Below are 8,393 nucleotides of genomic sequence, written 5' to 3'. Positions count from 1 at the left end.
GGCACGCTGTTGAGTTCTCAAGGAACGGACGCTTCCTTTGTACTCACCCACAGTGTTGATTACTGGGGCTTTCCTCCGGGCTTCCCTTCGGTGTTCCACCACTCTATCAGGACTTTTCCGGCTCCGTTTCCGCCCCGTTCACCTCGCATACACAAAAGGCATGCAGGCACACAGCAGCGGATCCGGGAAGGATCTCATCCATTGGAGTGCCGCCCCCGCCTCGCCAGCAGCTTGCTGCGGGCCTCGGTCGTGGGCAGGAACCCGACAGTACAGCGACTGCCAGGCCGAGGCAAATCGATTACGCACCGCACACGGTTCCCGCCCCGGCTCCTACGCGTGCGCAGCGCGCACGCTCGTGCGGAATCCTCAGTTCCTATGACTTAGGCTTCCGACCAGTGCGCCGTCCAGGACAGGTAGTGACGGCGCGTGATGATTCTCCACCTCTGGGAGGCTTCCCATGACCACCGTGTCGTCCCCGATCGCCGGACGCGCCATCGGACTCGCGGCAGTGCCCGATCCGGTCTTCTCCGGCGCGATGGTGGGACCCGGTACCGCTATCGACCCGGTCCGTGAGCCGCACGCCGCGGTCTCCCCGGTCGACGGCGTCATCGTCTCGCTCCACCCCCACGCCTTCGTCGTCGTCGACGGCGAGGGCCACGGAGTGCTGACGCACCTCGGCATCGACACCGTTCAGCTCAACGGCGAGGGCTTCGAGCTGCTCGTCAACAAGGGCGACACCGTCACGCGCGGCCAGGAGATCGTGCGCTGGAACCCGGTCGCCGTCGAGGAGGCCGGCAAGTCCCCGGTCTGCCCCGTCGTCGCGCTCGAGGCGACCGCCGACTCGCTGGGCGCCGTCATCGAGGACGGCGACGTGAAGGCCGGCGACGCCCTCTTCTCCTGGCAGTGACCTTTCACCTTCGGTGATCTTGAGCCGTCCGGACGGACGGCGCGTACGACATCCATCGCGGCGGCCGTGTGCCATGGCCGCCGCAATCAACCGGAGACGTGAAATGGAGACAACGCTGCGAGGCGTCGGCGTGAGCCACGGTGTGGCGATCGGCGAGGTCCGGCACATGGGCACGGCGGTCCTGGAGCCGCCGGCCAAGCAGATCCCGGCGGACGAGGCGCCGCGTGAGCAGGGTCGTGCGCGGCAGGCCGTCGAGGCCGTCGCCGCCGATCTGATCGCGCGCGGCAACCTGGCCGGCGGCGAGGCCCAGCACGTGCTGGAGGCCCAGGCCATGATGGCCCAGGACCCCGAGCTGATGGCCGACGTCGACCGACGCATCACCGTCGGCAGCACCGCCGAGCGCGCGGTGTACGACGCGTTCGCCGCCTACCGGGCGCTGCTCGCCAACGCCGGTGAGTACCTGGCCGGCCGGGTGGCCGACCTCGACGACGTGCGCAACCGCATCGTGGCGCGGCTGCTGGGCGTGCCGATGCCGGGTGTGCCGGACAGCGACGAGCCGTATGTGCTGATCGCGCGGGACCTGGCTCCGGCCGACACCGCGCTGCTGGACCCGGCGCTGGTGCTGGGCTTCGTGACCGAGGAGGGCGGGCCGACCAGTCACTCCGCCATCCTGGCGCGGGCGCTCGGGGTGCCGGCCGTGGTGGCGCTGCCGGGCGCCGGTGAGCTCGCCGAAGGCACGGTGGTGGCCGTGGACGGCAGCACGGGTGACGTCTTCGTCGGCCCGAGCGAGGAGAAGCGCGCCGAGCTGACCAAGGCGGCCGAGGAGCGGAAGGCGGCGCTCTCGGCGTCGTCCGGTCCGGGTGCGACGTCCGACGGTCACAAGGTGCCGCTGCTGGCGAACATCGGTGGTCCGGCGGATGTGGCGGCCGCGGTCGAGGCGGGTGCGGAGGGCGTGGGCCTGTTCCGTACCGAGTTCCTCTTCCTGGACGACAGCGCGAAGGCGCCGTCCGAGGCCAAGCAGGTCGAGGCGTACCGCAAGGTGCTGGAGGCGTTCCCCGAGGGCCGTGTGGTCGTGCGGGTGCTGGACGCGGGTGCGGACAAGCCGCTGGACTTCCTGACCCCGGCCGACGAGCCCAACCCGGCGCTCGGCGTGCGTGGTCTGCGGACGCTGCTGGACCACCCGGAGGTGCTGCGTACGCAGCTCACCGCGCTGGCCAAGGCGGCCGAGGGCCTGCCGGTGTACCTGGAGGTCATGGCCCCGATGGTGGCGGACCGCACGGACGCCAAGGCGTTCGCGGACGCGTGCCGCGAGGCGGGGCTGCAGGCGAAGTTCGGTGCGATGGTGGAGATCCCCTCCGCCGCGCTGCGGGCGCGCTCGATCCTTCAGGAGGTCGAGTTCCTGTCGCTGGGCACGAACGACCTGGCGCAGTACACCTTCGCCGCCGACCGTCAGGTGGGCGCGGTCTCGCGTCTTCAGGACCCGTGGCAGCCGGCACTGCTCGACCTGGTGGCCGCGTCGGCCGAGGCCGCCAAGGCCGAGGGCAAGAGCTGTGGTGTCTGTGGTGAGGCGGCGTCCGACCCGCTGCTGGCCTGTGTGCTGACGGGTCTGGGCGTGACCAGCCTGTCGATGGGCGCGGCGTCGATCCCCTATGTGCGGGCGACGCTGGCCAAGCACACGCTGGCGCAGTGTGAGCGGGCGGCCGCGGCCGCCCGTGCGACGGACTCGGCCGAGGAGGCCCGTCTGGCCGCGCAGGCGGTGCTGTCGGGCGAGTGAGCCCGGTCGTTCTGTGAGCTGTGTGAGCAGTGATGAGTGAGGGGTGCCCCACCTGCCGGTGGGGCACCCCTCACCCCTTTCTATTCGAGCCGGACGCCCGCGAGGTAGTCGACGCCGGGCTCCGGGGGTACGGGTTCACCGGTCTCGGCGTCGGTGCAGTAGGCGGCGAAGACCTCCCCCGCCGTCAGGGGGCGCAGTCCGTCGCCGTCCAGGCACCAGCCGCGGACGGTCTCGGGCTCGCCGGGACGGGTGGTGCGGAGCACGACGCCGCCGGGGCTGCCCAGGCCGATGCCCGCCGCGAGGACCGTGCAGAAGAGCAGGGCCGCTGATTCCTCCAGGCGCAGCAGTCCGCCGTGGCATTCGGCTTCGACGACGGCGACCAGTGGGGTGTTCGCGTCGTCGGGCGCGGAGACGCTGCACACGAGGTGGTGGCTGCCGTCGCCCGCCGTTTCGACGAGGCGGCGCAGGAGCTTCGACGCCCTGGCGAAGGCCGCCCGGCCGGCGTCCTCCCCGGGTTCGAGGAGGGCGGAGGCGTATTCCCAGGTCGCCTGTTGTTCGGCTGCCCGGACGAGGTCGGGCAACAGGTGGGCGAGGGGGCGGCCGTCGTAGGTGAGGCGGGCGCCGGTCGCGGCGACGTCGGCGGTGTAGCGGGTGCGGCTGCCGGGGGTGTCGGGGTCGAGGTGGGTGTCGGCGCAGTACTCCTCGTAGGCCATCGGGTCGAAGAGGGCGAGGCTGATGTGGGTGCCCTGGGAGGCGAGTGCTCTGAGCAGGCCTTCGACCTGGCGGAGGTAGCCGGCGTGGTCGTCGAAGCGGAAGCTGCGGTATCGCCGCATGGCAGCGAAGTCCGTCCTGTCGGCGAGGACGGCCACGGTGCTCGGTGTCTCGTGGCGCAGCCTGCGTCGCGCTGTCCGTGTGGTCCGGGTGGCCCGTGTGGTGCGCGCGGTCGGGCGCTTCCGGCCGTTGTCGGTGTGTGGCATGTACTCCCCCTCGGCACGAGCGATCGATGCTCACTCACAGTAACCAAGGGTACTGACAACGGCCGTTCGCGATCCGTTCGCCCAGGTCAGCCGCGTTCGCGGGCCAGGCGCTCGTAGAAGCCCAGCAGTTCGGCGTTGTCGACGGACCCGGGGTTGACCGCCTTCTCCAGGGGGGTGCCCTGGAGAAGGCGCTTGACCGGGACCTCGATGCGCTTGCCGGTGAGGGTGTGGGGGACGGCGGGGACCTCGATGACCTCGTCGGGGACGTGGCGCGGGGAGAGCTGCTCGCGGATGGTGCTCTTGATCTTCGCGAGGAGGGTGTCGTCCAGTGCCGCGCCCGGCGCGAGGTGGACGAAGAGGGGCATCCAGTAGCCGCCGTCGGGCTGTTCGACGCCGATGACGAGGGATTCACGGATCTCGGGGAGGCGTTCCACGGCCTCGTAGATGTCGGCGGAGCCCATCCGTACCCCCTGGCGGTTGAGGGTGGAGTCGGAGCGGCCGTGGATGACGACGGTGCCCCGGGAGGTGAGGGTGATCCAGTCGCCGTGCCGCCAGACGCCCGGGAACATCTCGAAGTAGCTCTCGCGGTAGCGGTGGCCGTCGGGGTCGTTCCAGAAGTGGATCGGCATGGAGGGCATCGGGTTGGTGACGACCAGCTCGCCGACCTCGTCGACGACGGGCTTGCCCTGGGCGTCCCAGGCCTGGAGGTCCGTGCCCAGGCAGGGGGCCTGGAGCTCGCCGATGTACACGGGGAGGGTGGGGACGGCGCCGGCGAAGCAGCTGCAGACGTCCGTGCCGCCGCTGACGGAGGCGATCCACATGTCTTCGGAGACCTCGTCGTGGATCCAGCGGAAGCCGTCGGGCGGCAGCGGGGAGCCGGTGGTGGCGACGCAGCGGACGCGGGAGAGGTCGAAGTCGCGGCCGGGGTGGACGCCGGCCTTGCGGCAGGCCATGACGTAGGCGGCGGAGGTGCCGAAGAGGGTGGTGCCGGTGCGTTCGGCGACGCGCCACTGGGCGGCGGTGTCGGGGTGGCCGGGGCTGCCGTCGTAGAGGACGACGGTCGCGCCCACCAGGAGGCCGGAGACGAGGAAGTTCCACATCATCCAGCCGGTGGAGGTGTACCAGAAGAAGCGGTCGCCGGGGCCGAGGTCGCAGTGGAGGGAGAGCTGCTTGAGGTGTTCGACGAGGATGCCGCCCTGGGACTGGACGATGGCCTTGGGCAGTCCGGTGGTGCCGGAGGAGTAGAGCACCCACAGGGGGTGGTCGAAGGGCACCTGCTCGAAGACCGGTTCGGTGTCGGCCGCGGTCAGGGCGTCCCACTCCAGCGTGCCCTCGGGGGCCGGGGTGCCGAGCAGCGGGATGTGGACGACGGCGCGCAGGGTGGGGAGCTCGGCGCGCAGCTCGGCGACGACGTCGGCGCGCTCGTGGCGCTTGCCGCCGTAGTGGTAGCCGTCGACGGTGAAGAGGACGACGGGTTCGACCTGCTGGAAGCGGTCGAGGACGCTGCGGGCGCCGAAGTCGGGGGCGCAGGAGGTCCAGACGGCGCCGACGGCGGCGGTGGCGAGGAGGGCGACGACGGCCTGCGGGACGTTGGGCAGGTAGCCGCTGACGCGGTCGCCGGGGCGGACGCCGAGGCGGCGCAGCTCCGCGGCGAGCGAGCCGACCTGGCGGCGGAGTTCCGCCCAGGTGACGGGGCGGGGGTCGTGGGTCTCGTCGACGTGCAGCAGGGCGGGCTCGCCGGCTCGCGCGGGGTCCTCGGCGCTGCGCAGGGCGTGCTCGGCGTAGTTGAGGGTGGCGCCGGGGAACCAGCGGGCGCCGGGCATGGACCGGTCGGCGAGGACGCGCTCGTAGGGGGTGGTGAAGCGGACGTCGGACCACTCGGTGACGGCCTGCCAGAAGGTCTCCGGTTCGGTCACGGACCAGCGGTGGAGGGCCGCGTAGCTCGCGACGGGGTCGCCGGGGACGGGGGCGGGCGCGCCGTGGCGTTCGGCGGCGCGGGCGTGGAAGCGGGTGACCTGCGCGGCTGCGACGCGGTCCGCGCCGGGCCGCCACAGGGGCGCCGGCTGGTCGACGGGCTGCGGTGCGGTGGTCATTGGCTGCTCCCGGGCTTCGAGCGCGTCGTGGGCGGAGCCGTGCGCACGGACGGGGTGCGCCCGTGCGGTGGCTGTGAGGACGATGCCATGTGATCGACTCAATGCACCAGGGCCGGTGTCACACCGCTGCGGGAGGGACACGTCCTTGCGGGGGTGAACGGGGGTTGAACGGTGCGCGGAGCGGCCCGGGCGGGTGGCAGGGTGAGCGGCATGGACGCTGGTGACCTTGTGCGATCGGTGAAGTGGATGGCCTCGTTGCGGGCGGTGGGGAGCGCGCAGGGGCTGCGGTCCGTGCGGTCGGCCTGGCGGCGGCACCGGGTGGACGCGGTGGGGCTGCCCCGGCAGGGGGCGGCGCGGGCGCGGGTGCCGGGGGTGGCGCAGGGCGCGGATCCGGAGCCGGGGGGCGGGGTGGTGCGGTTCGCCCGGGCCGGTCTGCGGGTGCGGGTGGCGGCGGGCGGCGCGGTGTTCTGCGGGTGGGACGGGGCGGTGCCGGAGCCGTCGTACGCGCTGGCGGGCGGCTGTCCGGAGGCGGACGAGCGGGCGGTGCTGGAGCCGGACACGGACGGTGGCTGGCGGGTGGTCTCCGAGCGGGTGCTGGTGGCGGTGTCCCGGCACGGCACGGTGGAGGTGCGGACGCCGGGCGGGGTGGTGCTGCGGCGCGATCTGGCGCCGCGTTGGTGGGAGCCGGCGGGCGCGGAGGGCGGCGGACGGTGGGTGCAGCGCTCGGAAGTGGCGGCGGACGCGCGGTTCTTCGGGCTGGGCGGGCGGGCTTCGGGGCCGCGGCTGCGCGACGGCGTGTACCGGCTGTGGAACACCGATCCGGGCGGGGCGTTCGGGCCGGGGGACGATCCGCTGTACATCACGATGCCGGTGCAGCTGGTGGTGGCGGACGCGGGGACGCACCTGGTGTTCCACGACAACACCTGGGACGGCCGGGTCACCCTGTGGGAGGGCGAGGAGGGCGCTGGCTCGGGCCACGACCGGCCGGGGCGCTGCGAGACGCGGATGGAGGGCGGTCCGCTGCGCTACTGGGTGATGGTGGGCACCCCGGCGCGGGTGCTGCACGGCTGGGCGGCGCTGACCGGGGGTGCCGCGCTGCCGCCGGCGTGGGCGCTGGGGTATCAGCACGCGCGCTGGGGCTTCGGCAGCGAGCGGGAGGTGCGGCGGGTGGTGGCCGGCTATCGGGAGCGGGGGCTGCCGCTGTCGGCGGTGCACCTGGACATCGACCACTTCCGGGGGCACCGGGTGTTCACGGTGGACCGGGAGCGCTTCCCGGATCTGCCGGGGCTGGCGGCGGAGCTGAAGGAGGAGGGGGTGCGGCTGGTGTCGATCGTCGATCCGGCGGTGAAGGCGGAGCCGGGGCTGGCGGAGTACGACTCGGGGGTGGCGGCGGGGGCGTTCGTGACGGACGCGCGGGGGCGTGAGGTGCGCGGCGAGGTGTGGCCGGGCGAGTGCGTCTTCCCGGACTTCACGGATCCGGGGGCGCGCGCGTGGTGGGGCGGGCTGTACGCGGAGCGGCTGGCGCAGGGGTTCTCCGGGGTGTGGCACGACATGAACGAGCCGGTGTCGTTCGCGGCGTTCGGCGATCCGACGCTGCCGCGCTCGGCGCGGCACGCGCTGGAGGGCCGGGGCGGCGACCACCGCGAGGCCCACAACGTGTACGGGCTGGCGATGGCCCGGGCCGGTTACGAGGGGCTGCGGGAGCTGCGCCCGGACGAGCGGCCGTTCCTGTTCTCCCGCTCGGGCTGGGCGGGGATGCAGCGCTACGGCGGTACGTGGTCGGGGGACGTGGCGACGGGCTGGCCGGGGCTGCGGGCGTCGCTGGCGCTGGTGCTGGGGCTGGGGTTGTGCGGGGTGCCGTATTCGGGGCCGGACATCGGGGGGTTCACGGGGTTCCCGTCGCCGGAGCTGTATCTGCGGTGGTTCCAGCTGGGCGCGTATCTGCCGCTGTTCCGTACGCACGCGGCGATCTCGGCGGGGCGGCGGGAGCCGTGGGAGTTCGGGGCGGAGGTGCTGGAGCACGCGGGGGCGGCGTTGCGGGAGCGGGAGCGGCTGCTGCCGTACTTCGTGACGCTGGCGCATCTGGCACAGCGCACGGGGGCGCCGTATGTGCGGCCGGTGTGGTGGCGCTCGCCGGAGGACCGGGCGCTGCGGGACTGCGAGGACGCGTTCCTGCTGGGTGATTCGCTGCTGGTGGCGCCGGTGCTGGAGCTGGGGGCGGACCGGCGGGCGGTGCGGCTGCCGCGCGGGCGCTGGTACGACACGGCGACGGAACGGCCGTACGAGGGGCCGGGGCAGGTGCTGCTGGAGGCGCCGCTGTCGCGCGTTCCGGTGCTGGCGCGGGCGGGGTCGGTGATTCCGGTGGCGGGTGCGGACGGGGAGGTGGAGCTGGAGGTGTGGGCGCCGGCTCCGGGGCGTACGGGGGGTGGGGTGCTCATTCGCGATGCGGGGGCGGGTGCCGGCGGCGGCGCCGGCGCGGAGGTGGTGCGGTTTACGACGCGGTCGCGGGGTGGGGTGGTGACGGTGGAGCGGGAGGGGTCGCGGGAGGTGGGGTACCGGGTGCGGGTTCGGGGGTGACCCTGCGGGTGGCTTGCCCCAGCCCCGCCCTTTCCCCGTTTCCCGGGGGCAAGCCCCCGGCCCCC

The 8,393-nt window shown here is 73.3% G+C and carries 5 protein-coding genes; 3 read left to right on the top strand and 2 right to left on the bottom strand.

Annotated features, from left to right (window positions below; translation table 11 throughout):
- Nucleotides 1–457: 457 nt before the first annotated feature.
- The gene (locus tag ACFYZR_RS14195) at nt 458–907 is read left to right on the top strand and encodes a PTS glucose transporter subunit IIA (RefSeq protein WP_391909738.1); all 450 of its coding nucleotides are present in this window, start codon (nt 458–460) and stop codon (nt 905–907) included.
- Nucleotides 908–1,010: 103 nt separating this feature from the next.
- Nucleotides 1,011–2,681 (top strand): phosphoenolpyruvate--protein phosphotransferase, encoded by a 1,671-nt coding sequence (ptsP, locus tag ACFYZR_RS14190; protein WP_391909735.1) that lies wholly within the window; start codon nt 1,011–1,013, stop codon nt 2,679–2,681.
- A gap of 80 nt (nt 2,682–2,761) precedes the next feature.
- On the opposite strand, the gene ACFYZR_RS14185 is transcribed toward ptsP, so the two are convergent.
- On the bottom strand, nt 2,762–3,658 hold the full coding sequence (locus ACFYZR_RS14185; RefSeq protein WP_391909732.1) for a hypothetical protein: 897 nt from the start codon (nt 3,656–3,658) through the stop codon (nt 2,762–2,764).
- 86 nt (nt 3,659–3,744) lie between these two features.
- Nucleotides 3,745–5,751, bottom strand: a complete 2,007-nt coding sequence (locus tag ACFYZR_RS14180; RefSeq protein ID WP_391909730.1) for an acetoacetate--CoA ligase — start codon at nt 5,749–5,751, stop codon at nt 3,745–3,747.
- Between the two features lie 210 nt (nt 5,752–5,961).
- Between ACFYZR_RS14180 and ACFYZR_RS14175 the strand changes: the two genes are divergently transcribed.
- Entirely contained in the window at nt 5,962–8,328 is a 2,367-nt protein-coding gene (locus ACFYZR_RS14175; RefSeq protein WP_391909727.1) for a glycoside hydrolase family 31 protein, read from the top strand.
- The last annotated feature ends 65 nt before the right edge of the window (nt 8,329–8,393 follow it).

Origin of the sequence: Streptomyces sp. NPDC001678, assembly GCF_042892945.1 — a bacterium.
Lineage (GTDB): Bacteria > Actinomycetota > Actinomycetes > Streptomycetales > Streptomycetaceae > Streptomyces.
Note: the sequence above shows the minus strand (reverse complement) of the source record. Positions and strands in the feature narration are given on the sequence as shown.

What these genes read in the sequence shown, in the direction of transcription:
- ACFYZR_RS14195 (WP_391909738.1), top strand. Translation starts at nt 458, where the DNA reads ATGACCACCGTGTCGTCCCCGATCGCCGGACGCGCCATCGGACTCGCG.
- ptsP (WP_391909735.1), top strand. Translation starts at nt 1,011, where the DNA reads ATGGAGACAACGCTGCGAGGCGTCGGCGTGAGCCACGGTGTGGCGATC.
- ACFYZR_RS14185 (WP_391909732.1), bottom strand. Translation starts at nt 3,658, where the DNA reads ATGCCACACACCGACAACGGCCGGAAGCGCCCGACCGCGCGCACCACA.
- ACFYZR_RS14180 (WP_391909730.1), bottom strand. Translation starts at nt 5,751, where the DNA reads ATGACCACCGCACCGCAGCCCGTCGACCAGCCGGCGCCCCTGTGGCGG.
- ACFYZR_RS14175 (WP_391909727.1), top strand. Translation starts at nt 5,962, where the DNA reads ATGGACGCTGGTGACCTTGTGCGATCGGTGAAGTGGATGGCCTCGTTG.